This window comes from Paracoccus caeni (assembly GCF_016629665.1).
In the GTDB taxonomy this organism is placed as follows: domain Bacteria; phylum Pseudomonadota; class Alphaproteobacteria; order Rhodobacterales; family Rhodobacteraceae; genus Paracoccus; species Paracoccus caeni.
Genome location: NZ_JAEPRQ010000001.1, coordinates 83531 through 107197, shown reverse-complemented (window position 1 = coordinate 107197; position 23667 = coordinate 83531). Strand labels below are relative to the sequence as shown.

21 protein-coding genes are annotated in these 23667 nt (G+C 63.2%); 14 read left to right on the top strand and 7 right to left on the bottom strand.

The features are described from left to right. Window positions 1–28: 28 nt before the first annotated feature. The 4 genes from JJJ17_RS00480 to JJJ17_RS00465 are packed head-to-tail and all read right to left on the bottom strand — an operon-like array spanning window position 29 to window position 5480. Window positions 29–2425 (bottom strand): ligase-associated DNA damage response DEXH box helicase, encoded by a 2397-nt coding sequence (locus JJJ17_RS00480; RefSeq protein WP_200682987.1) that lies wholly within the window; start codon window positions 2423–2425, stop codon window positions 29–31. Beyond that, window positions 2422–3972, bottom strand: coding sequence for a cisplatin damage response ATP-dependent DNA ligase (locus JJJ17_RS00475; RefSeq protein WP_200682986.1), 1551 nt, complete (start codon window positions 3970–3972; stop codon window positions 2422–2424). The genes JJJ17_RS00480 and JJJ17_RS00475 overlap by 4 nt, the downstream gene beginning before the upstream one ends. Further along, on the bottom strand, window positions 3969–4961 hold the full coding sequence (locus tag JJJ17_RS00470; protein WP_200682985.1) for a ligase-associated DNA damage response exonuclease: 993 nt from the start codon (window positions 4959–4961) through the stop codon (window positions 3969–3971). Before JJJ17_RS00470 ends, JJJ17_RS00475 begins: the two co-directional genes overlap by 4 nt. Before the next feature lie 42 nt (window positions 4962–5003). Then, a complete protein-coding gene (locus tag JJJ17_RS00465) occupies window positions 5004–5480 on the bottom strand; it encodes an Lrp/AsnC family transcriptional regulator (RefSeq protein ID WP_200682984.1) in 477 nt (158 codons plus the stop codon). 126 nt (window positions 5481–5606) lie between these two features. On the opposite strand from JJJ17_RS00465, the gene JJJ17_RS00460 reads away from it, so the two are divergent. After that, window positions 5607–6959: an aminotransferase class V-fold PLP-dependent enzyme gene (locus JJJ17_RS00460; RefSeq protein ID WP_234463823.1), complete on the top strand. Its 1353-nt coding sequence runs from the start codon at window positions 5607–5609 to the stop codon at window positions 6957–6959. Here the strand turns inward: JJJ17_RS00460 and JJJ17_RS00455 are convergent. Next, window positions 6871–7635, bottom strand: coding sequence for a helix-turn-helix transcriptional regulator (locus JJJ17_RS00455; protein ID WP_200682980.1), 765 nt, complete (start codon window positions 7633–7635; stop codon window positions 6871–6873). The two genes, JJJ17_RS00460 and JJJ17_RS00455, sit on opposite strands and share 89 nt — an antisense overlap. Window positions 7636–7699: 64 nt before the next feature. Here JJJ17_RS00455 and JJJ17_RS00450 point away from each other — a divergent pair, with 64 nt between their 5' ends. Then, window positions 7700–8272 (top strand): glutathione S-transferase family protein, encoded by a 573-nt coding sequence (locus tag JJJ17_RS00450; RefSeq protein WP_200682978.1) that lies wholly within the window; start codon window positions 7700–7702, stop codon window positions 8270–8272. A gap of 6 nt (window positions 8273–8278) precedes the next feature. Here JJJ17_RS00450 and JJJ17_RS20485 read toward each other — a convergent pair whose 3' ends face one another. Together JJJ17_RS20485 and JJJ17_RS00440 are read right to left on the bottom strand one after the other, a co-directional pair. Next, window positions 8279–9994, bottom strand: coding sequence for a calcium-binding protein (locus tag JJJ17_RS20485; RefSeq protein WP_200682976.1), 1716 nt, complete (start codon window positions 9992–9994; stop codon window positions 8279–8281). A gap of 168 nt (window positions 9995–10162) precedes the next feature. Then, window positions 10163–11035, bottom strand: coding sequence for an SDR family oxidoreductase (locus JJJ17_RS00440; protein WP_200684687.1), 873 nt, complete (start codon window positions 11033–11035; stop codon window positions 10163–10165). A gap of 95 nt (window positions 11036–11130) precedes the next feature. On the opposite strand from JJJ17_RS00440, the gene JJJ17_RS00435 reads away from it, so the two are divergent. From JJJ17_RS00435 to JJJ17_RS00380, 12 genes are all read left to right on the top strand, one after another. Further along, on the top strand, window positions 11131–12615 hold the full coding sequence (locus JJJ17_RS00435; protein WP_200682974.1) for an AMP nucleosidase: 1485 nt from the start codon (window positions 11131–11133) through the stop codon (window positions 12613–12615). 147 nt (window positions 12616–12762) lie between these two features. Continuing rightward, window positions 12763–13062, top strand: coding sequence for an HU family DNA-binding protein (locus JJJ17_RS00430; RefSeq protein WP_200682972.1), 300 nt, complete (start codon window positions 12763–12765; stop codon window positions 13060–13062). A gap of 123 nt (window positions 13063–13185) precedes the next feature. Then, window positions 13186–14082, top strand: coding sequence for a DMT family transporter (locus JJJ17_RS00425; RefSeq protein ID WP_200682970.1), 897 nt, complete (start codon window positions 13186–13188; stop codon window positions 14080–14082). 54 nt (window positions 14083–14136) lie between these two features. Beyond that, a complete protein-coding gene (locus JJJ17_RS00420; protein WP_200682968.1) occupies window positions 14137–15360 on the top strand; it encodes a UbiH/UbiF/VisC/COQ6 family ubiquinone biosynthesis hydroxylase in 1224 nt (407 codons plus the stop codon). 283 nt (window positions 15361–15643) lie between these two features. Next, on the top strand, window positions 15644–16237 hold the full coding sequence (locus tag JJJ17_RS00415; protein WP_200682966.1) for a LolA family protein: 594 nt from the start codon (window positions 15644–15646) through the stop codon (window positions 16235–16237). 45 nt (window positions 16238–16282) lie between these two features. After that, the gene (locus JJJ17_RS00410; protein WP_200682964.1) at window positions 16283–17428 is read left to right on the top strand and encodes an FAD-dependent oxidoreductase; all 1146 of its coding nucleotides are present in this window, start codon (window positions 16283–16285) and stop codon (window positions 17426–17428) included. 115 nt (window positions 17429–17543) lie between these two features. Next, window positions 17544–18791, top strand: coding sequence for an MFS transporter (locus JJJ17_RS00405; RefSeq protein ID WP_200682962.1), 1248 nt, complete (start codon window positions 17544–17546; stop codon window positions 18789–18791). A gap of 88 nt (window positions 18792–18879) precedes the next feature. Then, a complete protein-coding gene (locus JJJ17_RS00400; protein WP_200682960.1) occupies window positions 18880–19656 on the top strand; it encodes a 5'-nucleotidase, lipoprotein e(P4) family in 777 nt (258 codons plus the stop codon). 58 nt (window positions 19657–19714) lie between these two features. Continuing rightward, window positions 19715–20416, top strand: a complete 702-nt coding sequence (locus JJJ17_RS00395; protein WP_200682958.1) for a 5'-nucleotidase, lipoprotein e(P4) family — start codon at window positions 19715–19717, stop codon at window positions 20414–20416. 56 nt (window positions 20417–20472) lie between these two features. Then, window positions 20473–21474 carry a glycosyltransferase gene (locus JJJ17_RS00390; RefSeq protein ID WP_200682956.1) on the top strand — a complete coding sequence of 334 codons (1002 nt, stop codon included), beginning with the start codon at window positions 20473–20475 and terminating at the stop codon, window positions 21472–21474. Window positions 21475–21502: 28 nt separating this feature from the next. Beyond that, window positions 21503–22663, top strand: a complete 1161-nt coding sequence (glf, locus tag JJJ17_RS00385) for a UDP-galactopyranose mutase (protein WP_200682955.1) — start codon at window positions 21503–21505, stop codon at window positions 22661–22663. A 120-nt stretch (window positions 22664–22783) separates the two neighbouring features. After that, a complete protein-coding gene (locus JJJ17_RS00380; protein WP_200682954.1) occupies window positions 22784–23665 on the top strand; it encodes an NAD(P)/FAD-dependent oxidoreductase in 882 nt (293 codons plus the stop codon). Window positions 23666–23667: the final 2 nt, after the last annotated feature.

Here is a 23667-nt window from a genome sequence, read left to right as displayed (position 1 = left end):
TCCGGGCGGACGCTTTCATTCCGCCAGATCATCGCGCCGCCTCATCAATTGCGCTCAGTCCCGCCTCGGCCATCAGCGCCGCTGCCTCTTCCTCGGCCAGTCTCTCGCGTCCCTGCCCCGCAATCGGCACCCGCCCGACCTCCAGCAGCAGCGGCGCGGCCAAGGGCGTCACCCGGTCCAGCATCCGGTGTTCGTGACGGGATGAGCGGGCCAGCATTTCCTCGATCCGGTCGAAATCCACCAAGCCCCTACGCGCCTCATCCGCCGTAATCCGCAGCATCAGGTGGTCGGGGTCATATTTCCGCAAGGTGTCATACAGGATATCGCTGGAAAAGGTCGCCTGCCGCCCGGTCTTGCGCTGCCCCGGCAGGTTGCGCTGGATCAGCCCGGCAATGGTCGCGACGCTGCGAAAGGTCCGCTTCATCACCGCATTCCCGGCCAGCCAGTCACCCAGACCCTCGCGCAGCCCTTCGCGGTCCAGCAGCGGCGCGGGATCTGTGACCGGGTCCAGCGACCAGATCAGCAGGGCGTAATCGGTTGACAGAAAGCCCAGCGGCCCAAGCCCCGCCTGCTCCATCAGCCGCGTCATCAGCAGCCCCAAGGTCTGCAACGCATTCCGCCCGGCAAAGCCGTAAAGCGCGAAATGCCAGCGGCCCAGATGCGGAAAACTTTCGCTGACCAGCACGCCGGGACGCGGCAGCACGCTGACGCTTTCCTGAAGCGCCAGCCATTCGCTGGTATCAGGGGGCAGCGCCACATGCCGGGCCGGATTGCCGATCAGGTCCAGCAAACGATGCGACAATTGCGTCGAGGTCGCCAGCTTCACCCCCGAAAACACCGCGATCTTCGGCTGTCTGGTCGGCTGTTTCGTCACCTCGACCACCATTTCGCGCAGCCCCTCATAGCGCACGGTCTGGCCGCCGATCAGAAAGGTATCACCCGGCTGCAACGTGGCGGCAAAGCTTTCCTCGACCTCGCCCAAGGGGGCACCGCCGCGGCCACGAAAGCGGACCTTCAGCATCTCGGCCTCGACAATGGTGCCGATATTCATTCGAAGATCGCGCGCAGCCCGTGGATCGCGCAGCCGCCACAGCCCGTCGCGCAGCATCAGCCGCTGCCAGCGGTCATAGGCCCGCAGCGCATATCCACCGGTCGCGGCGAAATCCAGACAGGCATCGAAATCGGCGCGGGTCAAGTTCAGATAGGGACCGGCGCGGATCACCTCGGCGTAAAGGGCGTCGGCGTCGAAAGGTCCGGCGCAGGCGGTCAGCAGGATATGCTGACACAGGACGTCCAGCGGACCGTCGCCGCGTGGATCGCCGTCCAGATCGCGTTCGCAAACGGCCTCCAAAGCCGCGACGCATTCGATCACTTCAAAGCGGTTCGCCGGCACGATCCGCGCGCGCGAGGGGGCGTTATAGTGATGGTTCGCCCGCCCGATCCGCTGCACCAGCCGCTTCACGTTCTTCGGCGCGCCGACCTGAATGACCAGATCGACCGCGCCCCAGTCGATCCCCAGATCAAGACTGCCCGTCGCCACCACCGCCCGCAACTGCCCCGCCGCCATCGCCGCCTCGACCTTCTGGCGGGCTTCGCGGGCAAGGCTGCCGTGATGCAGACCGATCGGCAGATTGTCGTCATTCGCGGCCCACAGCGCCTGAAAGAACAGCTCTGCCTGCGCGCGGGTGTTGATGAAGATAATGGTGGTATTGGCGGCCTTCACCTCGGCCAGAATCTCGGGGATGGCATAATGGCCGCCGCCGCCCGCCCAAGGCGCGGGGCGCGTTGTGGCCAGCATGGCGATGTCGGGACGCGGACCGGGATCGGCATGGATGATATCGGCACCGCCCATGAACCGAGCCAGCGCGGCGGGGTCTTCGACGGTCGCGGACAGGCCGGTGACGATCAGATCGGGCGACAGGCTGCGCAGCCGGGCAAGGCACAGCATCAACTGATCGCCGCGCTTGTTTTCGGCCAGCGCGTGCAGCTCATCCAGCACCACCCGCCGCAGCCTGCCAAAGATCTGCGGGGCCTGTTCATAAGACAGCATCAGCGCCAGCGATTCCGGCGTGGTCAGCAGGATATCGGGCGGATCGATCTTCTGCCGCGCGCGCTGCGCGGGGCGGGTATCGCCGGTGCGGTCCTCGATGCGGATGGTCAGGCCAAGATCGGCGACCGGGCGGGCAAGGTTGCGGGCGATATCCGCCGTCAGCGCCTTCAGGGGCGAGACATAAAGCGTATGCAGCCCGCCCTGCGGTTCGCGCAGATCGACCAGCGACGGCAGGAACCCGGCCAGCGTCTTGCCGCCCCCGGTCGGTGCGATCAGCAGGCTGTCGCGCCGCGCCTTCAGCAATTGCAACTGATGCGGATGCGGCTGCCAGCCCTGCCGGGTGAACCAGTCCTGAAACTCGGGCGGCAAGGTCACGGGATCATCGCCTTCAGGGTTTCCAGCCGGTCGGCCTCGGCGGCGGGCTTGTCCCAGCGGATGCGGCTGATCCGGGGAAAGCGCATCGCCACGCCGGATTTGTGCCGGGACGAGGCGTTCAGCCCTTCGAAAGCAACCTCCAGCACCAGCTTTGCCGCGACGGACCGAACCGGGCCGAAGCGTTCGGTGGTGTTGTTGCGGACAAAGCGATCCAACTCTCGCAACTCCTCATCGGTGAAGCCGAAATAGGCTTTGCCGACCGGAACCAGCGTGTCGCCATCCCACAGGCCAAAGGTGAAATCGCTGTAAAACCCCGACCGCTTGCCATGCCCGCGCTGCGCATAAAGCAGCACCGCATCGACCACATGCGGGTCACGCTTCCACTTGAACCAAGGCCCGCGCGGACGACCGGAGACATATGCGCTATCCCGCCGCTTGATCATCACGCCCTCTATCACCGGGGATGGCGGATCGGCGCGCAATGCCGCCAGATCGTCCCAAGTGGCAAAGTCCAGCAGCGGCGACAGATCGATGCGGTCGCTGCCGAAATCTGCGCCTTCCAGCACGGCGCGGCGTTCGGTCAGCGGCAGATTACGCAGATCGCGGCCCTGCCAGAACATCAGGTCATAGACCCGCAGGCCCGCCGGATGGCTGTCCAGCATCGCGCGGCTGACCGTTTTGCGGCCAAGGCGCTTTTGCAGATCGCCGAACGGAGCCACCTGATCGGCGCGTCGGACCAGCAATTCGCCATCCGCCACACCGTCGAAATTCAGCGCGTCAATCATGTCGGGGAAGGAGTGGCTGATATCCTCGCCCGTGCGGGAATAGAGCCGCCGGGTGCCATCGTCGTTGATCGCCTGCACCCGGATGCCGTCCCATTTCCATTCAGCGACGTAATCGGCGGGCGCGAAGGCGCGAAGCTGATCCAGATCGACCGGGGTGGACAGCATGACCGGGCGAAACGGGGCCTTCGCCGCATGTTCCGGCCGCGCGCCGCCCGCGATCCAGTCGAAAAGCGGCTGATAGGGTGGGGTCAGACCGTGCCAGATTTCCTCGATATCGGCGACGGCGGGGGCGCCCATCTCGGCCAAAGCCATCCGGGCCATGCGTGCGGACAGGCCGACGCGCATATTGCCGGTGGCGAGCTTCAAAAACGCCAGCCGCTCGGACGGGCCAAGCCAGTCCAGCATCTCGGCAATCGCCGCAGGCAGGCCGGATTTGCCGGTTTCCGACAGCAGCTTCACCGCCTGCCGCAGCGGCACATCCTCATCGCGGTCGGTATCCCACAGCAGCGCGATGGTCTCCGCCAGATCGCCAACGAAATCATAGCTGAGGGCGAAAAGCTGGGCGTCCACGCGTTCGACCATCAGCCCGCGTAGCAGGCTTGGGGTGACGGTGCGCAGCTTCAGATCGCCGGTCAAAGCGGCCAGGGCAAAGCCGCGATCGGGATCGGGCGTGGCGTCCAGATAATGCCGCAGCAGCCGCAGCTTGGCATTGCGGGCGGGGGTGAAGGCCAGCCGCTCCAGAAGATGGGCGAAGGCTTTCATTCCGGCTCATCCTCGTATCCGACCAGCCTGAGCGGGCGGGCGGGAATGGCGTTCAATTCGCACCAACGCATCAGCCCGTCTTCGGTGCCGTGGGTGATCCAGACTTCCGCAGGGGCCAGTTCGGCGATGGTTTGGATGACCTGCGGCCAGTCCACATGGTCGCTGATGACCAAAGGCAGCTCTACGCCGCGCTGCCGGGCGCGGGCGCGGACCTGCATCCAGCCTGACGCAAAGCCGATCACCGGGTCCCGAAACCGCTGCACCCAAGGCGAGGCAAAGGCCGAGGGCGGCGCGATCACCAGTTGCGCCGGGACATCCTCGGCGGTCGCGGGGATCAGCTCGCCCAGATCGATGCCCTGCGCGATGTGGTAATCGCACAGCCGTTGCAGCGCGCCGTGAATGGCAATCGGGCCGTCAATGCCAGCCTCGCGGGCCAAAGCGATGACCCGCTGCGCCTTGCCCAGGGCATAGGCGCCGATCAGATGCGGGCGTTCGGGAAACTCGGCCATGCTGGACAGCAGCCGGACCATCTCATGCGCCGGATCGGGGTGGTGGAACACCGGCAGGCCGAAGGTGGCTTCGGTCACGAAGATATCGCAAGGGACTGGCTCGAACGGCGCGCAGACCGGGTTCGGGCGACGGCAGTAATCGCCCGAGACGACGATCTTCGGGCCGTTATCCGGGGTTACGGCGATCTGCGCCGAGCCGAGGATATGCCCCGCCGGATGAAAGCTGACCGTGACATCGCCCACGCGGATTTCGCCATCCGCCACCTGTCTTTGATCGGCGAAATCGCTGCCATAGCGGATCGCCATGATGTCCAGCGTCTGGGCGGTCGCCAGAACCGAGCCATGGCCCGCGCGGGCATGATCGCCATGCCCATGCGTGATCAGCGCGCGGGGGACCGGGCGGATCGGGTCGATATGAAAATCGCCGGGCGGGCAGTAAAGCCCGGCCTCGGTCGGGTGCAGGATCTGTTCGGCGCGCATTGGCTCAACATGGCGAACATTTCGTGAAAATCAACGAAAGGCTTAGCGCGGCAGGCGCAGCGGTCGGCCCTCGAAGATCGTCTCCATCGAGAAAACGCCGGTGACGCGTTCCAGATCCATATCGGCGATCAAAGCCTTGTAGCAGCGGTCGTATCCCGCCATCGAGGTGGTCACCAGCTTCGCCATGTAATCCCATTCGCCGCCGATCCGGTGAAATTCCGTGATCTCGGGGATCGATTCGACGCGGGCACGAAAGCGCCGCGCCCAGCCATCGTCATGGTGGCGGGTGCGGATCATCACGAAGACGGTCAGATCCAGCCCGGCGCGGGTTGCATCGATGACGACGCGGTTGCCTTGCAAAATGCCCGCCTCGGTCAAGCGCTGCAGGCGGCGCCAGCAGGCGTTCTGGGACAGGCCAATGCGGTCGGCAAGCTGGCGTTGCGACAGGCTGCCATCCTGTTGCAGCGCGGTCAGGATGCGGTGGTCGATTTCGTCGAATTTTGAGGTTTTCTCGTTCATTTGACCCGCAGGATATGGATATTTGAGTGAAGAAGAAATCAGAATTTGCGTTGTGCTGTGTCAGATTTTGGAAAAAGCGGGGTGAGCATGGACTTCTTCGACAGATTTCGGGCCGGATTGGGTCAGATGAACGATCTGCATCATGGCATGATCGGGCGGGACGCGGTGATCGAGGGGCCGTTTGGGGCGCGGCGGATGATCTATGCCGATTACGTCGCCTCGGGTCGGGCGCTGCGGCAGGTCGAGGGTTTCGTGATCGAGGAAGTGCTGCCCTGGTATGCCAACAGCCATACCGAGGCCAGCCATTGCGGTTCGATGATGACCCGGATGCGCCGCGCCGCGCGGGCCGAGATTCTGCGATGCGTGAACGGCGATGACCGGCATGCGGTTGTCTTTACCGGCTCGGGCGCGACGGCGGGGATCAACCGGCTGGTGCATCTTCTGGGGGTCGGGTCGGGTTCGACCGTGCTGATCGGGCCTTACGAGCATCATTCGAATATCCTGCCGTGGCGGGAAAGCGGGGCCTTGGTGATCGAGCTGCCGGAAGGTCCGGCGGGCGGGATCGATCAGGCCGCGTTGCGGGCGGCGCTGGCGGCGGCGGAAGGGCCGGTTCTGGGGGCGTTTTCTGCTGCATCCAACGTGACCGGGATTGTCGAGGATGTGGCAGGCATCACGCGGATCATGAAAGCGGCGGGCGCGCAGGTCGTTTGGGATTATGCGGGCGGTGCGCCCTATCTGCCGATCGATATGGGGTTGGGGATGGATGCGGTCGTCACCTCTCCGCACAAGTTCATCGGTGGACCGGGGGCCTCGGGGGTGATGATCCTGCGGCGCGATGCGGTGGTGGTTAACCGGCCAAGCCTGCCGGGCGGTGGCACGGTGCGATTCGTGAACCGGCATGGTCAGGACTATGCCGAACGGGTCGAAGCGCGCGAGGAAGCGGGGACGCCGAATGTCGTCGGCGATCTCCGCGCCGCCATGGTTTTCGCGCTGAAGGATCATATCGGGCAGGCGCAGATTGATGCCGTTCACGCCCGCTGGATGGAGAAGGCAGAGAGGCTGAAGGGCGTCGAGGGGCTGGTGCTGCTGGGTCATCCCTCGGCCAAGCGCCTGCCGATCCTGTCCTTCCGCATCGGCGATGGTGAGGGCGGTTTCCTGCACCAGCAGCTTGTTACCCGGATGCTGTCGGATCTTTACGGCGTTCAGGCGCGGGGCGGCTGTGCCTGTGCCGGGCCATATGTCCACCGCCTGCTGGGCATCGACGATCTGCAATCCGAGCGTCTGCGCGCGGCCATCCTGCGCGGGGATGAGATCGAGAAGCCCGGTTTCACCCGCCTCAACCTCTGCTGGGCCGCGCCGGAAGCCGAGATCGACGCGATCCTTGATGCCGTCACCGATCTGGCGCGACAGGGGGCCAGCTATCGCAGCCAGTATCTGTGCGATCCGGCGACGGCGATTTTTCGGCCGCGTGCTGCCTAGACCGCGCGCTGGCATAGTCGCGCACCAAAGCGGCCCGGCGGGGGCGAAAGCTGTCGCCGGTCAGTCGCAGCGCGGCCATGCGGTTGACGTGAAAGACCCGGTAATCCATCCGCATCCGGCAATAGGCCAAGAGCATCAGCGTCCGCTGTGAATAGGACATGCCCAGGGGCCAGATCTGGCGCGTGGTGCAATCGTCCTTCAGGTCGGTATAATCGATCTCCAGCACCATTTCCTCCCAGCAGGCGCGGCGGATCGTGGCGATGTCCACCTGCGGCGGTTTCCGGTCGGGGCCGGGCGAAAAGCTGTGGCTGATTGCGTGCAGCGCCTGTTGGGCCTGACGTTCAGGCAGGGTGGCGATGATCCGCGACAAAGCGTTCTCGGCCGCATCCACCAGTTCGGAATCGCCAACGCCGGACAGGGCATCGACCGCCAGTCGTAGCCCCTCGATCTCCAGGCGCGAGAAACTTTGCGGCGGCAGGGCCGGGTCTTCGGTCAGCGTATAGCCCAACCCCGCCTCACCATCGATCAGCGCACCGCCCGCCCGCAAGGTGGCGATGTCGCGGTAAAGCTGGCGCAGCGAGACGCCGGTTTCCTCGGCCAGACGCCCCGCGGTGACCGGCGCGGGCAAGCGGCGCATCACGTCCATCAGGCGCATCAATCTGTCGGTCCGGGCCATGCTGCCTCTTTCTGTCAGGGGGGCCGGGTTAATCCTTGGCCATACTCGAACAAGGAGACAAGAGATGCCGACCCTTTATCACGCCCCGAACAGCCGTTCCGAGACCATCGTTTCGCTGATCGACGCCATGGGCATCCGCGACAAGATCGACATCGTTGAGGTGACGATCCCCCGGCAGGACGGCACCGGCGGGCCCGACCCGAAGAACCCGCATCCCGAGGGCAAGGTGCCCTATCTGGTCAATGGCGACGATCATATCCGCGAACGCGGCGCGATCATCACCTATCTGACCGAGCTTTTCCCCGAAAGCGGGCTTGGCCGCGAGGTCGGCGATCCGAAGCGCGGCGAATATCTGTCATGGCTTTTCTATTATCAGGGCGTGCTGGAGCCGGTGATCCTGCTGGACTACCTGAAGATCGACGATCCGGTCCTGAATGCTACCTTCCGCGACTATGACACCGTGCTGAAACGGCTGGAGGAAGGGCTGGCGAATGGCCCGTTCCTTCTGGGTGATGACTTTTCGGCGGCGGATGTCCTGTGCGTATCGCCCTTCCTGTTCTTCGGCGAGGGACTGCGCCGCAGCCCCGTCGTCGAAGAATGGATCAAGCGCTGCGCCGCGAAACTGGGCGCAGCCTAGGCCCGGTCACAGAATAAAATCGGTCGCTTCCATGTCGAAGCGACCGGTCAGCAGGATCGAGAAATCCGCCTTGCCGTCGCCATTCACATCGCCCTGAATAAGCGTCTGGCTGGCTAGTTTCTCATACCGCAACTGACCTGCCTTGTTCGAGAAAGCGTCATCCTCGATGAAGGTGAAAGCCTGATTGCCGCCGACGCGCGTATTCGCATCGATGGGCTGCAGCGAGATCTGATCGTTGTGGCGGAAATTGAAATCCTGAATCACATCGCTTTGCGCCCGCGCGACCGCGGAATCGGCGATGCTGCGGAATACGAACGTATCCGCACCGGCGCCGCCGATCAGAAGATCACGGCCCAGCCCGCCATCCAGCACATCGTTGCCAGCCCCGCCGGACAAAGTGTCGTTGCCCGCATTCCCGAAAAGCTGGTTGTTGGCGGCATTGCCGCTCAGGCTGTTTGCAAGCTCGTTCCCCTTGCCGATAGCGGCCCGGCCGGTCAGCGTCAGGTTTTCGACATTTGCCGAAAGCTGGTGATCGACGCTGGCTTTGACATGATCGGTCCCCTGATTTGCGGATTCGCGCACGATGTCGCGGGCGCTATCGACGATATAGGTGTCGTTGCCCTTGCCGCCGATCATCGTGTCGGCCCCTTGCCGCCCGTCGAGGATATTGTTCCCCGCATTCCCGGTCAGCACATTCGCCGCAGCATTGCCGGTGGCGTTGAGGTTCGCCGTCCCGGTCAGGGTCAGTTTTTCGACATTGCCGGACAGAGCGTAAGAGACACTTGCCCTGACCAGATCATTGCCCTGATTGGCATTCTCGCGGACCACATCGCCGATATGATCGACGATGTAGGTGTCGTTGCCCTTGCCGCCGATCATCGTGTCGGCACCCTGACGGCCATCAAGCGTATTGTCGCCCGCATTGCCGGTCAGCTTGTTGGCCGCGCCGTTGCCGGTCGCGTTGATATTGCCCGAACCCGTCAGGGCCAGATCTTCCACATTCGCGGCAAGGGCATAGGTGACGCTGGATTTGACCAGATCCCTGCCGCCATTCGTGCCTTCTTCGATCCGGTCGCGGATGCTGTTGACGATATAGGTATCGTCGCCACGGCCGCCATTCATCAGATCGTCACCGGCACCGCCGTCCAGCGTGTCATTGCCCAGATCGCCGAACAGCGTATCGTTGCCGTTCTGACCCATCAGGTAATCATTCCCGGCGCCGCCGCGCAGCAGGTCGTTACCCGCATAGCCGCGCAGATAGTCGTCGAATTTGGTGCCCTGCAGGGTGTCGTGACCGGCTGTGCCGTTGATGTCGTCATCCTGAATGGTGATCGTCACCCGCATGAACGGCGCATCGCCGAAAACCGGATTGGCGCGGTCCTTATAAATCAGAAGCTGGAAAGTCTCATCACCTTCCGCAAAATCATCATTGTTCAGCGCAAAACCCGCCTCGCCCCAGAAGCCGCGCAGTGACCAGTCGTTGCCCCTGTTGTTCGGCTCGCCGATCCAGTCACCCCAGAAATCCGGCAACGACACCGTGTTGGCTGTCCCGGTCGGCACCAGATAGATCGTTGCCGAGGTGTCCACCTCGCCATTCTTCAGCAGCCTGAGGCCATGCATCATGCCTTCCGCATTCGCCCGGTAAGGAACCGAGCCCTCGCGAAGGGTAAGGCCAAAGCTGGAAGTCAGGCTCCAGATGCCATTTCGTGCAATAACCTGCATGTAATTCTCTGATAATGAGGGGCTAGGGACGCGCAAATGCGAGATCGCTCATAGGTTCGGGTCAGGCATCCGGCAAGCGATTTGTTCGCCCGCCCGCGCAAATCCCGACAGGTGGCAGCGGTGCCACAGCCGGGCTGATTTGCCGCCGCTGCGTAAACCATTGCAGGATCAGGAAACGTTGCCTTCCAAGCCTTCCTTGGCCAGAAGCGCGGCCAGTCCGCTGCGATAATCGGGATAACGCAGCGTCACGCCCAGATCGCGCCGAATACGGTCGTTCCGCACCCGTTTGCTGTCGGCATAGAAGGACCGCGCCATCGGTGTCATCTCGGCGGTCGCGAAATCCTCGGCAGGTGGCAGCGGCAGGTTCAGCAACTCCGCCGCATGGGCGATCACGTCCTCGGGCGGGGCGGGATTGTCATCGCAGACATTATAAGCGGTCCCCGGCGAAGGAGCGTGGATCGAGGCCAGCAGCACCTGCGCCAGATCCTCGACATGGATGCGCGAAAAGATCTGGCCGGGCTTGATGATCCGGCGCGCGGTGCCTTGGCTGACCTTCTGGAACGGCCCGCGACCGGGACCATAGATCCCCGCAAGGCGAAAGATATGCAGCGGCAGGCCCGCCTGATCGGCCAGCGCGCGCCAATCGGCCTCGGCCTTGATCCGGGCCTTGGCGCGGGTGCCGGTGCCGTCGAGAGGACTCGATTCGTCAACCCAATCGCCGCCTCGGTCGCCATAGACGCCGGTGGTCGAAAGATAGCCGATCCAACGCGGATGGGCGTACCGCAGGTCGTCGCGGAAGGCGGCAAGCACGGGATCGCCTGTCGCTGGATCGGGCGCGGCAGAGATCAGGATCGCATCCGCCCGCTGAATCGCATCGCGCAGCGCGGCTTCCTGCCCCGGCCAAATCAGCGGCACGGCCCCCGCCGCTGCAACCCTGTCAGGGCCGTCGCGGGTGGTGCCGGTGACGGTCCAGCCCTCGGCCAGAAGCAGGGGCGTCAGATAGCTGGCCGTATAGCCATGTCCGAAAACCAGAAATTCCATGAACACAATGTAATAGTGTCGCCGTCCCCGCACCAGACGCTTGCCTGCATCGGCACGGACTGGCACCTTCTCGGCAATCAGAAGGAAATGACGCAATGGACACGGATTCCCGCTACCTGCCGGTCGAGACCCCAGAACCCGCCCCGCGCGAGCAGTTCACCGACCCCGAGGCGGCGGTCAAGCGCCTGCAACAGCTTTACTTCGAGGCGACGGATTTTCTGGTGACCCGCTTCACCGGCATGCTGGAGGGGAAACGCCCCGACGCCCGCTACCGCGCCTTCTACCCCGAATTGCGGATCACCGTGGTCGGCCATCCCCATGTCGATTCGCGGCTGTCCTTTGGCCATGTGACCGAATCCGGCAGCTACGCCACCACGATCACCCGCCCCGACCTGTTCGGGAACTACCTCACGGAACAAATCGGCCTGTTGATCAAGAATCACGGCGTCCCGGTGACCGTCGGGCTTAGCGAAACCCCGATGCCCGTCCATTTCGCCGTCGCCGCGCAAAGCGAGATGGCGGTGCCGCAGGAGGGCGTCCTCGACTTCTCGCTTCGCGATGTGTTCGACGTGCCGGATCTGCGGACGATGAACGACGACATCGTGAACGGCGTTGCCCCCGCGTTGATCGACGGCACGCAATATCTGTCGGCCTTCACCGCGCAACGGATCGACTATTCCTTGGCCCGCCTGCAACACTATACCGCGACCGCGGCCGAGAATTTCCAGAACTTCGTCCTCTTCACCAACTATCAGTTCTACGTGGACGAGTTTGAACTCTTCGCCCGCCGCGCGCTGGACGATCCGGACTCGGGCTACACCTCGTTCGTCGCCCCCGGCAATCAAGAGATCTTCGACGGTCAAGCCCCGCTGGCGGTGCTGTCGAAAATGCCGCAGATGCCGACCTATCACCTGAAGCGAAAGAACGGTCAGGGGATCACGCTGGTCAATATCGGCGTCGGCCCCTCTAACGCGAAGACGGCGACGGACCATATCGCGGTGTTGCGCCCCCATGCCTGGCTGATGGTCGGCCACTGCGCCGGGCTGCGCAACAGCCAGCGTCTGGGCGATTTCGTTCTGGCCCATGCCTATCTGCGCGAAGATCACGTCCTTGACGACGATCTGCCGATCTGGGTGCCAATCCCGCCTCTGGCCGAGGTGCAGGTGGCGCTTCAGGAAGCCGTGGCCGAGGTCACCCAGCTTGACGGATACGAACTCAAACGGATCATGCGGACGGGCACCGTCGCCACCATCGACAACCGCAACTGGGAACTGCGCGACTATTCCGGCCCGGTTCACCGGCTGTCGCTGTCCCGCGCCGTTGCGCTGGATATGGAAAGCGCGACCATCGCCGCCAACGGCTTCCGCTTCCGCGTCCCCTACGGCACCCTGCTTTGCGTCAGCGACAAACCGCTACATGGTGAACTTAAGCTGCCGGGAATGGCCACGGACTTCTACCGGACGCAGGTTGCGAACCATCTTCTGATCGGAATTCGCGCAATGGAGAAACTGCGCGAAATGCCGCTAGAGCGCATACATTCCCGTAAATTGCGGTCTTTCAGCGAGACCGCGTTCCTGTGACCTAAGGTCATATGCACATCGAATCGCCGGTTTTGTCAGGAATTGCGAAAAATACTTGATCTACCGGTCAAAACCGTGTGTAGCAGGCTCTATGCCGCAAAAGGCGAAATTTGTGGGCCCATCAACAGGGCAAGAGGAGACAGAAGAATGGCAACACCTTCCGCAAAACCGATGACCAAGACTCAACTGGTTGCGACCCTCGCCGAAGAGATGGGTTCGGACAAGAAAACCGCTTCGGCGGCTCTGGACGCCATCGCCGCAGTCGTGACCCGTGAAGTCGCCGGTGGCGGCGCAGTGACGCTGCCGGGCATCGGCAAAGTGGCATGCCGCGCACGCCCCGAGCGTCAGGTCCGCAACCCGCAGACCCAGGAAATGATGACCAAACCGGCTGACAAGCAGGTGAAGGTGACCGTTGCCAAGGCCCTGAAGGACAGCGTCAACAGCTGATCCTGCTTCAGGATTTCTATTTGGACCGCGCCCGAAAGGCGCGGTCTTTTTTCATGCTGCGGCCTCTTACCCATCACAATCCGCTCTGCTAGCGTCCTTGCAGTTTCTGCAAATAGGTCGGGCATGGATATTCGCGCAATCCTGATGGGGCTGGTCTTTGCGGTCATGTGGGCTTCGGCCTTTACCTCCACCCGGATGATCGTGACCGAAGCGCCACCGCTGATCGCACTGTCCCTGCGTTTTGCCATGTCGGGCACGATCGGCGTGCTGATCGCGCTGGCCATGGGCCAGACATGGCGCAACCTGACCCGTGCCCAATGGCGGGCAGTGGTGGTGCTGGGCCTGTGTCAGAACGCGCTTTATCTTGGGATGAACTGGGTGGCGATGCAGTGGATCGAGGCCGGGCTTGCCTCGATCATCGCCGCCACCATGCCGCTGATGGTGGCCTTCCTTGGCTGGTCGCTGATGGGCGAAAGACTGCGCCCGCTGGGCGTCGCCGGTCTGGCGCTTGGGCTGATCGGGGTGGCGCTGATCATGGGCGCAAGGCTGCAGGGCGGCAGCGACCTGGCGGGAATCGTGCTGTGCTTCCTTGCCGCACTGGCGCTTGCCATCGCCACGCTGACCGTGCGCGGCGCAAGCTCGGGCGGCAATGTGATGATGATCGTCGGCTTGCAGATGCTGGTCGGCGCGGTGACCCTTGGCGTGGTCGCGCCGTTCTTCGAAACTTGGGATGTCACGCTGAACACCCGGCTGGTGGTCGCCTTCATCTATACGGTGGTGGTGCCGGGACTTGCCGCCACCTGGATCTGGTTCCTGCTGGTCGCCCGGATCGGCGCGGTTCGGGCCGCCACCTTCCACTTCCTGACCCCGTTCTTCGGAGTGGCGACCGGCGCGCTGCTGCTGGGCGAACAACTTGGCGCCGGGGATGTGATCGGCGTCGGCATCATCATGGCCGGGATTCTGGCGGTGCAACTGTCGAAAACCCCGGCTCAGACAGTCAAGCGCCCGCCCGCCGCCTGAAGCGGCACACCACGCCGCATTGCCTTTGCCGCCGCCGCGTGCATGATCCGCGCGATGAACTTTGATGTCGATATCCTGATCGCCGGCGGTGGGCTGAACGGCCCGACACTGGCGCTTGCCCTTGCAGATGCCGGGCTTTCCGTCGCCGTGGTGGACCCCCGCCCGGCGGATCAGCGCGCGGGCGACGCCTTCGACGGTCGCGCCTATGCGCTTGCCATCGCCTCGCAACGTCTGCTGAAGGCGCTCGGCCTCTGGTCCGAACTTGCGCCGAACAGCCAGCCGATCCGCGAAGTCAAAGCCTCGCAGGGCCTGCCCGGCGAAGGCGCGGGCACCCTGTTCCTGCATTTCGACAGCGCCGAGATCGAGGAAGGCCCGGTCGGCTACATGCTCGAAGACCGCTTCCTTTATCGCGCTCTGCTTTCGGCGATGTCGTCGCGCGTCCAGCACATCGCGGGCGTCTCTGTCATCGGGCAAGAGGTCGGCCAAACCGCCGTCACCGCCCGGCTTTCCGATGGCCGCAGCCTGACCGCCCGCCTGCTGATCGGTGCCGATGGTCGCGGCTCGCAGGTCGCGGCGCGCGCAGGCATCACCCGTCGCGGCTGGACCTATGGTCAAACCGCGCTGGTCGCCGCCATCGATCACGAATTGCCGCATCACGGCATCGCCCAGCAATATTTCATGTCCACCGGGCCGCTCGCGATCCTGCCCCTGCCCGGTAACCGCAGCAGCGTCGTCTGGTCCGAGACCGACGCCAACGCCAAATCCATCGCCGCCCTTGACGATGACGCCTTCCTGAACGTCCTGCGCCCCCGCTTCGGCGATTATCTGGGCGCGATCTCTCTGGCCGGTCCCCGCTTCACCTACCCGCTCAGCCTGTCCTTGGCCGTGGAATATGTCCGCCCCCGCATCGCCTTGGTCGGGGACGCCGCCCACGGCGTTCACCCCGTCGCGGGTCAGGGTCTGAACATGGGCCTGCGCGACGTGGCGGCGCTTGCCGAAACCCTTGTCGATGCCGCCCGGCGCGGCGAGGATATCGGCTCTGAACTGGTTCTTGAGCGCTATCAGGGCTGGCGCCGCTTTGACGCGACCTCGCTGGCGCTTGGCATGGACAGCGTGAACCGGCTTTTCGGCAGCGACAACGCGATCCTGTCGGCGGCGCGGGGGCTTGGCATGGGCCTTGTCAGCGCGGTCCCGGCGCTGCGGCGCAACTTCATGCGTCAGGCGGCGGGCCTTCAGGTCGATCCGATGCCGCGCCTGCTGACCGGCCAACCGCTTTAGGCAACACCCAGCGCACGCAAGCGGTGTACAGCCTGTGTACATCCAGTGTACGCGCGGTGCATCCTCTGTGCAGCCAAAATCCCAGCATTTGCTGGTTTTCCAGCTATTGCCATTTCTCCGTTGCGAAAATACCGATTGCAACGCCCGCCCCGTTGCATGACGGCTGAAACAATTCTCAACCCACCGTCATCCCCGGAACCGTCACGACCGCGCGAGCGTTCGCGGCCCGCACCATCCTTCGAACGTGATGTGCATCCGAACCACGAAAGGATATGATCTGCCCATGAACATCAGATCGCTCGCCCTTGCGCCCGTCCTCGTCCTTGGCCTCGCCTTCCCGGCACTGGCCGAGAAAATCTCGCTGAACGAAATCTCGCGCTATCTCAACAGCTTGCGCACGGTCCAATCCGAATTCACCCAAGTGAACCCGGACGGCACCATTTCGACCGGCACGGTCTATATCCAGCGTCCGGGCCGGGTGCGGTTCGAATACAACAACGACAATACGCTGGTGCTGGCCTCTGGCGGCAATGTCGCGATCTTCGACCCGAAATCCTCGGGCGGGCCGCAGCAATATCCGCTGTCGCAAACGCCGCTGTCGATCATCCTTGCCGCGAATGTCGATCTGGCGCGTGCCAATATGGTCACCGCCCACGGTGAAACCGAAAACGCCACCACCGTCACCGCCCAAGATCCACAAAACCCGCAATACGGCAACATTCAGATGCTGTTCAGCAGCCCAACCCAGCTTCGCCAATGGGTCGTCACCGACGACGCGGGCCAGAAAACCACGGTGATCTTGGGCGAATTGCGAAGCGTCGCCTCGATCCCCGCCTCGCGCTTCTCGATCCAGAACGAGGCCGGGCGCCGGAACTGATCCCGCGTCAACCGGCGTTGTGGTGGCATCGCGCAAGGGGCCATCATGTCCGAACTGACCACAGACGTTCTGATCATCGGCGCCGGTCCGGCGGGTCTTTGCACCGCGATCGGGCTGGCGCAGCGAGGCATCGATTTCCTGATCCTCGACGCGCTGCCAGAGGCGCAAAACACCTCTCGGGCGGCGGTCATCCATGCCGCGACGCTGGACAGTCTGGGCCAGCTTGGCGTTGCCGAAAGACTGATCAATCAAGGCATCAAGGCGCGCGAAACCCGTATCCGCAACCGCGATCAGGTGCTGTTTCAGACGGATTTCTCGTCCCTTCCGTCACCAACCCCCTATGCCCTGATGATCCCACAGGACGAGACCGAGGCGATCCTGCTTGAACATCTGCAATCGCTCGGCGGCAACACCATGCGCCCGGCCCGGCTGACAGGCTACGAGAGGACCGACACGGGTATTCAGGCGACGATCCGCTCGGGCGATCAGGACATCCTCATCGATGCCCGCTTTCTGATTGGCACCGACGGACAAGACAGCACGGTCCGAACCGCTGCCGGGATCGGCTTTCCGGGTGACAGCTATGGCTCGTTCCTGCTGGCGGATGTGCGGATGGACTGGCCGATCTCTCAGGAAGAGGTATCGCTGTTCGTCTCGGGCGATGGAATCATGGTCGTCGCTCCAATGTCGGACGGCCGTTACCGCATCGTTGCGCAATACGAAAACGCCCCGCTACAGCCGCACATCGCCGATGTGCAGCGCCTCATCGACCTTCGCGGCCCGGCAACGCGGGTAACGATCCACGATCTTCTCTGGGGCTCGCGCTTCCGCGTCCATCACAAGCTGGCCGACCATTTCCGTGACGGCCCCGTGCTGCTTGCCGGAGACGCGGCGCATGTTCACAGCCCTGCGGGCGGTCAGGGGATGAATCTGGGCATCCGCGACGCGCTGGCCCTGTCCGACGCGCTGGCGCAGGTGATCGGCGGCGCGTCCGGGACGGTTCTGGACAGCTATGCCTCGGATCGCAGAGCAGCGGCGCAGAAGGTGTTGGCGATGACGGACCGACTGACGATGATTGCGACACTGACGAACCCCGCAGGGCGGCTGATCCGGGACAGGCTGCTGCGGCTGACCAGCAGATCGTCGCGGGTGCGCAGATCAATCGCGCTGAGACTGGCGGGCTATGATTGAAGATTTGCCGCGTTTCCATCAATTCCGCTTATGGATCGTATCAATCAGGTAGGTCTTGATTCCCGGCGCGCAGAGGTAAACGGTAGCCGCGATATTCTGCCGCATCGGTGCATCCATGTCTTCACAAGCCCGCCTGTTCACCCCGATCCTGATCGGGGGCTCGCTGATCCTGCTGATCAACTTCGCGCTGCGCGCCAGTTTCGGCGTGTTCCAGATCCCGATCGGCGAGGAATTCGGCTGGCCTCGGGCCGAATTCAGCCTCGCCATTGCCATCCAGAACCTCGCCTGGGGCATCGGTCAGCCGATCTTCGGCGCGCTGGCAGAGAAATGGGGCGACCGCTTCGCCATCATCCTTGGGGCGTTTCTCTATTCCGCCGGGTTGATCCTCACCGCCTTCGCCACCACCCCGGCAGGCGTGCAATTGCTGGAAATCATGGTCGGTTTCGGGGTCGCGGGCACCGGCTTCGGCGTGATCCTTGCCATCGTTGGCCGCGCCGCGAGCGACGAGAACCGCAGCCTTGCCCTTGGCATCGCCACCGCCGCAGGCTCTGCCGGGCAGGTCTTCGGCGCCCCCTTGGCCGAGGTTCTGCTGGCCTTCTATAGCTGGCAATCGGTCTTCATCATCTTCGGCGTGCTGGTTCTGTCCTGCCTGTTCTTCCTGCCGATGCTGGGCGACGGCAAACCCGCCACCCGCAACGAATTAGAGGAAAGCCTTGGCAGCGTCCTGAAGCGCGCCTTCCGCGATCCGTCCTATCTGATGATCTTCGCGGGCTTCTTTTCCTGCGGCTATCAGCTTGCCTTCATCACCGCCCATTTCCCGGCAATGATTACCGAGATGTGCGGCCCGATAAACCCGATGGGTATGCTGGCCAGTATCGGCATCACCACCACATCGGCACTTGGCGCGGTCGCGATCTCGCTGATCGGATTGGCGAATATCGCAGGGTCGATCTTCGCAGGCTGGCTGGGTAAGCGATATACGAAGAAATACCTGCTTGCAGGCATCTATACGCTAAGAACCATCGCGGCGGCCGCCTTCATTCTGATGCCGATCACGCCAACCAGCGTCATCGTCTTTTCGCTGGTCATGGGTGCGCTGTGGCTGGCAACGGTGCCGCTGACCTCGGGACTGGTCGCTTATATCTATGGGTTGAGATATATGGGGACGCTTTACGGCTTCGTGTTCCTCAGCCACCAGCTTGGGTCGTTCCTTGGCGTCTGGCTGGGCGGGACGCTCTACGACATCTATGGCGACTACACCATCGTCTGGTGGGTGGGCGTCGGCGTCGGTGCCTTCTCGGCCCTGATCCACCTGCCGATCCGCGAAGCGCCCGCGCGACTACCCGAACCGGCGGCTGCCTGATTTTGTTTGACTGGTCAATCAAGCACACATAGCCTCTTTCAAGCGGCCGTTCAGAGCCGCCACGAGAGAACATGTCAGGGAGAGTCAGATGACCAGTTACAAAGGGGCCGCTGCCGCCCTTCTATGCCTTGCGATCACCGCGCCCGCCGCGCTGGCACAGGACGCCGCGCCGACAGCCGGGGATTGCGATGTCGCCCAGTTCACCATGGGTCTGCGGTTTCAACAGCAGTCAGCCGAGGTAAGAGCGCTGCAATTGCAGGCCTATAACCTTGCCACGCTGCGGCTTGATGCGGCGGTCGAGGCTGCCGAAGATCCGGCCAAGCTGGCGGTGGTGACCGATCTGGACGAGACGGTGATCGACAACACCCCGCTTCTGGCCCGCGATCTGGCGAATTGCCATATGTATGACGCCTGGGACACATGGCTGCCGTGGGAGCGGGACGGCAAGCCCACGCTGATTCCCGGCGCCAAGGAGTTTCTGGATCACGCCGACAGCCTTGGCGTTGCGATCCGCTATATCTCGGACCGCGCCGATGAGCAGAAAGAGCATACGCTTGCCACGCTGACCGAACTTGGCCTGCCGCAGATCAGCGCAGAAAACGTGCTGCTGCTTGGCCCGCCCAAGGTCGAGCGCCGCGATATCGTCAGCGCCGATCATCAGATCATCATGCTGATCGGCGATACGCTGCACGACTTCGACGGCCGCTTCCGCAAGACGCCGCTTGAGGATCAGAAAGCGACGGTCGCCGAGGAAGCGGCAAAATGGGGGGCCGAGTGGATCGTGCTGCCGAATGCCAGCTACGGTACATGGTCCGAGGCCGAACTGACCGGATGGGACGCCGAACCCGTCATCGAAGAGTGGTGAAGGTTTGACCTTTCTGCGGGCCGGGCATAGGTTCCGGCCCGCAACCACAGGATTTCCGATGACCGACAGACCCGACCGCCATCCGCATGAACACGCGGTCGCCATCCGCTATCAGCAAAGCTCGGCCGAGGTGCGGGCGCTGCAACGTCAATGCTACGCGCTGGCGACGCTGCGACTGAATGCGGCGGTCGATGCGAATGGCGGTTCGGGGCAAGGGTTGGCAGTGGTTTCGGATATCGATGAGACGATCATCGACAACAGTGCCATCATGGCCCATGCGATGACCTCGGGCGGGCATCAGAACAATGCCGACACCTGGAAGCTGTGGGAACGTGAAGGTCAGCCGCATCCGATCCCCGGAGCCGCCGATTTCTTCGCGCTGGCCGACCGGCTGGGAGTAACGATCTTCTACGTCTCGGATCGCTTTGAAGAGAACAAGCTGGCGACCGTCGCCATGCTGTCCCGCCTTGGCCTGCCGCAGGTTCGGGCAGAACAGGTGCTGCTTTTCGGCCCGCCAAAGGCCGAGCGTCGTGCCTTTGTTCAGAGCGCACATCGGATCATCCTGCAACTGGGCGATACGCTGCACGATTTCGACGGCGCTTTCGCCGGGGCGGCGCTGGAAGATCAGCACAAGCTGACCGAGGAACATGCCGACCGCTTTGGCGAAGACTGGATCGTTTTTCCGAACGCCGCGCATGGCACCTGGATGGAGGCCGAGATCCGGCCATGGACCGCGCCCGTCGTTCCTGCCGCCGACTGAACCCGGACCTCTTTTGTGATGTTGTCGCGCGCTCGCGGCATTGCTAGTGAGATGCGATGCAGCAGCCGCAACATCCTTTGCACGCCCCCACTGACCTTGTGCTCGCCGCCGTCGTGGTGACCCATTCGCGGCTTGCAAAGCTGCGCGATACGGTGCTGCGCCTGCTGGATGAGCCGGTCCAGCAGGTGGTGGTCTTCGACAATGCCTCGACCGACGGCACGGCCGAATGGCTGGCCTCGGTTGACGATTCGCGGCTGACGGTGCTTCGCAACCCGACGAATATCGGTGGGGCGGGCGGGTTTTCAAAGGCGATGGACGAGACGGCCAAGCGGTTCGATCCCGACTGGATTTTGGTCATGGATGATGACGGTCGCCCGATGCCCGGCGCGATTGATGCGTTTCGCGGCATGGATCTGACCGGCTGGGATGCTATTGGCGCCGCCGTCTTCCATCCCGATGGCCGCGTCTGCGAGATGAACCGCCCCTATCGCAATCCGTTCTGGCGCGGGCGCGAGTTTCTGCGGACGCTGACCGGCAAGGGTCGTCACGGCTTTCATCTCCAGAACCCGGCCTATGCCCCCGACGCCCCGATGGTCGAGGTGGATATGGCCTCGTTCGTCGGCCTATTCCTGTCGCGCGCGGCGCTTCGGCGGGCGGGATTGCCGGACCCGCGGCTGTTCATCTATGGCGACGATCAGCTTTACACCCTGTCCATGCGCCGCAAGGGCCTGCGGATCGGCTTTGCCCCACAGGTGCGTTTCGAACATGACACCGAGGCGCAGCAGGGCGCGACGGGGCTTATCCTGACCCCGGTGTGGAAGGTCTATTACATGTATCGCAACGCCCTGATCGCCTATCGCGAGGCGGCGGGCTGGCTGTTCTGGCCGCTGGTGCCGCTTTTGCTGGTCAAATGGCGGCGGAAGGCGCGGGATTATGGCGACGATGCTGAGGCTTTCCGGCATGTGTTAGGGGTCGCGATACGGGATGGTCTCGCCCGGCGGCTGGATCGCACGCATGATCAGGTGCGCGCGCTGGCCGATGATCCGGCAATGCGCTAAGCCTGTGCGAGGCTACGGAAGCTGAAAGATGACGGGCGTGGCAAAGCAAATCCTTCTTGTCGGCGCGGGGCTTTCAGGTGCCGTGATCGGCCGCAAGCTGGCCGAGGCCGGACATCGCTGCCGCATCATCGACGCCCGCAGCCATATCGGCGGCAACTGCTATACTGAACGCGACCCCGAGACGGGCGTGATGGTGCATGTCTATGGGCCGCATATCTTCCACACCGACGACGCGGAAGTCTGGGCCTATGTGAACAGATTTGCCGAATTCATGCCGTTCCAGAACCGCGTCAAAACCACCGCTCGCGGCGCGGTCTATTCGCTGCCCATGAACCTGCTGACCATCAACCAATTCTTCGGTAAGACCCTGCGTCCAGACGAGGCGCGCGCCTTCATCGCCGAACAGGCCGACATCTCGATCACCGATCCGCAGAGCTTCGAGGAACAGGCGTTGCGCTTCGTCGGTCGCGATCTCTACGAGGCGTTCTTCAAAGGCTATACCGAAAAGCAATGGGGCTGTTCGCCGACCGAACTGCCCGCCTCGATCCTCAAGCGCCTGCCAGTGCGCTTCAACTATGACGACAACTACTTTTTCCACCGTTTTCAGGGGATGCCAAAGGACGGCTATACCCCGCTGATCGAAGCGATCCTTGATCACCCGAACATCACTGTCGAGCTGAACACCGCCTTCAGCCCCGATATGGTCGATGCCCAAGATCAGGTTTTCTGGTCAGGCGCGCTGGATGGTTATTTCGAATACAAACTCGGCCGTCTGGGCTATCGGACGCTGGATTTCGAACGCTTCACCCATCACGGCGACTATCAAGGCTGCGCGGTGATGAACTACGGCGACCGCGACGTGCCCTTTACCCGCATCACCGAACATAAGCATTTCGCGCCTTGGGAAAGCCATGACGGCAGCGTCTGTTATCGCGAATACAGCCGCGCGGCTGAGCCGGGCGACATCCCCTACTACCCGATCCGGCTGGTGGAAGAAAAAGCCTTGCTGGAGGAATACATTTCGCTGGCCGAGGCAACACCGGGCGTCACCTTCGTTGGGCGTCTGGGCACCTATCGCTATCTCGACATGGATGTGACCATCCGGGAGGCGCTGGATACGGCGGATGCCTTCCTTGCTGCTGCGGCGGGGGAAAAGACAATGCCCGCCTTCGTGAAATCTCCCCGCTAAGATCCTGAACAGGAGCACCTCAAGTGACCCAAACCGCAAGGTTTCGGGCAGCTCTTGAATTTCGCAAGCAATCGTAACATATAATGTTACGTGAATTTCAGCGATGACAAGGAATGGGCGATGCAGGATGTGATCGTGATCGGTGGCAGCTATTCGGGGATGGCGGCGGCGCTGCAATTGCTGCGGGCGCGGCGGAAGGTTCTGGTGATCGACGCAGGCCAGCGCCGCAATCGCTTTGTGGATCAGTCCCACGGGTTTCTGGGACAGGACGGCAATGACCCGACAGCAATCTGGGCCGAGGCAAAGCGCCAGCTTGAGGCCTATCCGACGCTGACGTGGCGCGACGATACGGCGACCGCGATCAGTGGCGGCATGGATGATTTCCGTGTGACCCTGCAATCAGGTGAAGAGGTTTCGGCGAGGCGTATTCTGCTGGCGACAGGTGTCAGCGATGCGCTGCCGGACGTTCCCGGCCTTGCCGAGCGGTGGGGCAAGGCGGTGTTCCACTGCCCCTATTGCCACGGCTACGAGCTTGATCAGGGCCGGATCGGCGTGATCGCGACCGGACCGATGTCGGTGCATCAGGCGGCCTTGCTGACCGAATGGGGCGAGATCACCTTCTTCCTCAACGGCGCGGTGGCGCTGGAATCGGATCAGCGAGAGGAATTGACCGTTCGAGGGGTGGCAATCGAGGAAACGCCCATCAGCCGGATCACCGGCGATGCCGATATCGAACTTGGCGATGGGCGGGTGCTTTCCTTCGCGGGGCTTTTCACCGCGACCCGAACCGATCCGGCGGGATCGTTGGTCGAACAGGTCGGATGCGCGCTGATGGCGACACCGATTGGCAGCCAGATCCTCACTGACGAAAGCAAGCAGACCAGTATTCCCGGCATTTTCGCCTGCGGTGATACGGCCCGCGCGCCGCATTCCGTCTCACTTGCAGTCGGAGACGGAGCTTGGGCGGGCGCGCAGGTTCACCGCTCACTGATCTGGCCGTAGAA

Bases quoted from the DNA above. Each gene is read 5' to 3' on its own strand.
- JJJ17_RS00475 (WP_200682986.1), bottom strand. From the start codon at position 3,972: ATGAAAGCCTTCGCCCATCTTCTGGAGCGGCTGGCCTTCACCCCCGCC.
- JJJ17_RS00470 (WP_200682985.1), bottom strand. From the start codon at position 4,961: ATGCGCGCCGAACAGATCCTGCACCCGACCGAGGCCGGGCTTTACTGC.
- JJJ17_RS00465 (WP_200682984.1), bottom strand. From the start codon at position 5,480: ATGAACGAGAAAACCTCAAAATTCGACGAAATCGACCACCGCATCCTG.
- JJJ17_RS00460 (WP_234463823.1), top strand. From the start codon at position 5,607: ATGAACGATCTGCATCATGGCATGATCGGGCGGGACGCGGTGATCGAG.
- JJJ17_RS00455 (WP_200682980.1), bottom strand. From the start codon at position 7,635: ATGGCCCGGACCGACAGATTGATGCGCCTGATGGACGTGATGCGCCGC.
- JJJ17_RS00450 (WP_200682978.1), top strand. From the start codon at position 7,700: ATGCCGACCCTTTATCACGCCCCGAACAGCCGTTCCGAGACCATCGTT.
- JJJ17_RS20485 (WP_200682976.1), bottom strand. From the start codon at position 9,994: ATGCAGGTTATTGCACGAAATGGCATCTGGAGCCTGACTTCCAGCTTT.
- JJJ17_RS00440 (WP_200684687.1), bottom strand. From the start codon at position 11,035: ATGGAATTTCTGGTTTTCGGACATGGCTATACGGCCAGCTATCTGACG.
- JJJ17_RS00435 (WP_200682974.1), top strand. From the start codon at position 11,131: ATGGACACGGATTCCCGCTACCTGCCGGTCGAGACCCCAGAACCCGCC.
- JJJ17_RS00430 (WP_200682972.1), top strand. From the start codon at position 12,763: ATGGCAACACCTTCCGCAAAACCGATGACCAAGACTCAACTGGTTGCG.
- JJJ17_RS00425 (WP_200682970.1), top strand. From the start codon at position 13,186: ATGGATATTCGCGCAATCCTGATGGGGCTGGTCTTTGCGGTCATGTGG.
- JJJ17_RS00420 (WP_200682968.1), top strand. From the start codon at position 14,137: ATGAACTTTGATGTCGATATCCTGATCGCCGGCGGTGGGCTGAACGGC.
- JJJ17_RS00415 (WP_200682966.1), top strand. From the start codon at position 15,644: ATGAACATCAGATCGCTCGCCCTTGCGCCCGTCCTCGTCCTTGGCCTC.
- JJJ17_RS00410 (WP_200682964.1), top strand. From the start codon at position 16,283: ATGTCCGAACTGACCACAGACGTTCTGATCATCGGCGCCGGTCCGGCG.
- JJJ17_RS00405 (WP_200682962.1), top strand. From the start codon at position 17,544: ATGTCTTCACAAGCCCGCCTGTTCACCCCGATCCTGATCGGGGGCTCG.
- JJJ17_RS00400 (WP_200682960.1), top strand. From the start codon at position 18,880: ATGACCAGTTACAAAGGGGCCGCTGCCGCCCTTCTATGCCTTGCGATC.
- JJJ17_RS00395 (WP_200682958.1), top strand. From the start codon at position 19,715: ATGACCGACAGACCCGACCGCCATCCGCATGAACACGCGGTCGCCATC.
- JJJ17_RS00390 (WP_200682956.1), top strand. From the start codon at position 20,473: ATGCAGCAGCCGCAACATCCTTTGCACGCCCCCACTGACCTTGTGCTC.
- glf (WP_200682955.1), top strand. From the start codon at position 21,503: ATGACGGGCGTGGCAAAGCAAATCCTTCTTGTCGGCGCGGGGCTTTCA.
- JJJ17_RS00380 (WP_200682954.1), top strand. From the start codon at position 22,784: ATGCAGGATGTGATCGTGATCGGTGGCAGCTATTCGGGGATGGCGGCG.